The sequence below is a fragment of the Burkholderia sp. JPY481 genome, from assembly GCF_038900515.1.
Classification (GTDB): Bacteria; Pseudomonadota; Gammaproteobacteria; order Burkholderiales; family Burkholderiaceae; genus Paraburkholderia; species Paraburkholderia youngii.
Genome location: NZ_JAYMRT010000086.1, coordinates 1 through 2,379, shown reverse-complemented (window position 1 = coordinate 2,379; position 2,379 = coordinate 1). Strand labels below are relative to the sequence as shown.

The 2,379-nt window shown below is 55.7% G+C and carries 1 protein-coding gene and 1 pseudogene; both read right to left on the bottom strand.

Going from position 1 to position 2,379, the window contains the following annotated elements; all coding sequences use genetic code 11:
- A pseudogene (locus tag VSR82_RS39685) lies at positions 1–80 on the bottom strand (IS5/IS1182 family transposase); the annotation flags it as partial.
- 964 nt (positions 81–1,044) lie between these two features.
- Positions 1,045–1,419: a DUF3564 family protein gene (locus tag VSR82_RS39680; RefSeq protein WP_176383507.1), complete on the bottom strand. Its 375-nt coding sequence runs from the start codon at positions 1,417–1,419 to the stop codon at positions 1,045–1,047.
- Positions 1,420–2,379: the final 960 nt, after the last annotated feature.

Sequence of the window (2,379 nt, the reverse complement as noted above, 5' to 3'; positions counted from 1 at the left end):
AGCGTCAGATACGGCGCCGCGAAACTCCATTCCTCATCCGACACATCAGTCGGATACCCTTTGCGGTCTGTTCTTTTCATCCCGCCAGGATAACAGGTCTCAATCGAAGTTCCTAACACGCTCTAGGTCCGCAGTTGGCGCAATATGATGCGCTTTGGGTAGCCGTTCGCGCGTCGGAGCCAGTCTGCGTCGAATAGAGCTCGACATGCGTAGGCTGGTCGGTCATTGAGGGCCAGCGGCATCAGTCGGACGATTGAAACAATTGAGCCTTTCTTTCTTCCCGAGCTACGACGCTACAGGATCAACGAACGCGGCCCATCCCACCGCATCTGCGTTGTCGAAAGCGCAACCACGAGGCGTGGAGCGACAAATTATCTCTGTCTGAAATTGATGCGCATCTTCTTCGCTGCACTATGATCCGCAATCTGTCTTGGCAAGCGTGAAACGCGTGGGGTCTCGCGTTAATTCGCAACGTCGGTTGTAGGGGGCTGCGACCCTGACGTCCATTGCGCGCGCGCTGGCGACATATTGCTCGAGCACGGAAGATTGCCGCGGCGTGATGATAGGCAATTGGATTGCAAGATGCCGATGCGAGACGGGCTATTCGACAACGCGCGAATTAGCGACAAAGCTCGGTGTATCAAGTTAGGCAAAGCGGCCCTGTCCTCCAGTGAGCAATTTGGCCGGGCGCAACGAGCAGCTCAACGGCGAAGGGGTAAGTCCGACAGACGGGGCTATCGACGCAGGCCGGTGCAGTTGCGGATGGGCGCATATTTGGAAAGACATCAACGAGAAGCTGGCGTACACACCGGGAGTCGTCACGGTGAAGCGGCATGGGGAGTAAGAAAGATCCGTCGCAGATGCGAGACGTTCAACTGGTACGGCGAGCTGACGGGTGGTGATCGTTGATGATGGAGCCTCGATCGGTCAAGCCGCAAACTTATGGGGGCTCAACCTCCGTTCGAGACGCATGCCGATCACAGTGGTCAGATTCCTGAGCAGGTGCTGTCGTTCGATTGCCTCATTTGCTTAACGCAGATGGTGTCAGGAATCCTTGCCGGTGGTGAACAGTTCATGTTCAGGCTGTCCCCGTTGGTTATCTATACACTGAATATGCCAGTGGCCGTTTGATGGAGCCCAACGTCCTTCTGTATACCGCAGCGCATATCCGGAGTCGCCTTCGAAAAGTCTGTAACGACAGTCGAGATTCAATCCTTCGAGAACATACGCGAGTGTGTTTTCGCTGGGCCCGCACACTAACGTGTTGCCGCAATCCACATGCAACGAGCCCCATTCGGGTAAGTCCAGTCCGGAGTGAGCCTCGCGCGACCATTGCCGCTTTTCTGTGTCGAGCCAGAGGATTGCGAATGCCATCGGACGGGTAGTATTAAACATGTCGAGCTGGACGGTAAGACGCATGAAAATTCTCCGAACACATATTCTCCACGCCTAGTTGACGTAGGAAACGGCGAACCTCGCCGCGGATCACTCGCTGATTTCTCATCTCCCAGCGTATGCGCATCGTTCGTCGATGTGCTGCTATCAAAACGATCGCGACAAGGACCGTCACTCTGCCTGAGATATCTCACGGGGGAGAGCGCTGTGCCTGTACTAACTGTGTGTCGCGATTCATGAAGATCAGAGATGGGGAACTGACTACCAGTGGCGGCCTCGGGCCATGCATGCCCGAGAGCTGCTGAACATCTTGATAAATTGTCGCGTACGGTGCGAGCGAGCAACTGCGAGATGTAGGGTTGGTGTACCACGCTGCAACGTGACAATACGGGTTTAGTTTGCCGCAGCAACAGAGGGCCTGTCGTTGACCACGATCAACCGAAGGCCCCGAGCTGCATTTGGAGTGTTGTCGGTTGCACATATGCTTGATGACAGACGGCGGGGAAGATCTGTCGCATACCGTCGTTGTGCCGCACAGGGCTAGCGCCAAGTTGCGTGTACTTCAATACGAGCATAGCGGTTCGAGGAAGGTTGCCAGCAACGGATATTCGATACTGATATACAACGACGGCGTTTGGGTCTCGTCGCGGATGCTGTCATGGACGATTCACAAATTGTCCACGTGCCACGTGCCTTGTGTGACCACGGCGCAAACCAGTTCGCGCCGTGGTCATATCAGGTTCCTCAGTGGAACGACGGCAGTATTAGCGTTTATTCGGTCTGCATAAGAAGAACTCGTATTGGTGCGGGGGTTCGCTGTGGCATGATCATTATCAGCTGCGGAAGAATGCAGATAAGTAAGCGGCTCAGCTGGGCCGTTGGTCCATTCGCATGCGCGTGAGGCATGATGGTGAACTGGAACCGCCGGTCAGGTAGCGGGATTCGGCGGGCTGGCTGGCGTGTGCAGCTTGTCGGCCACACGCC

Excerpts from the sequence above, each read along its gene's own strand:
- VSR82_RS39680 (WP_176383507.1), bottom strand. The coding sequence starts at position 1,419 with ATGCGTCTTACCGTCCAGCTCGACATGTTTAATACTACCCGTCCGATG.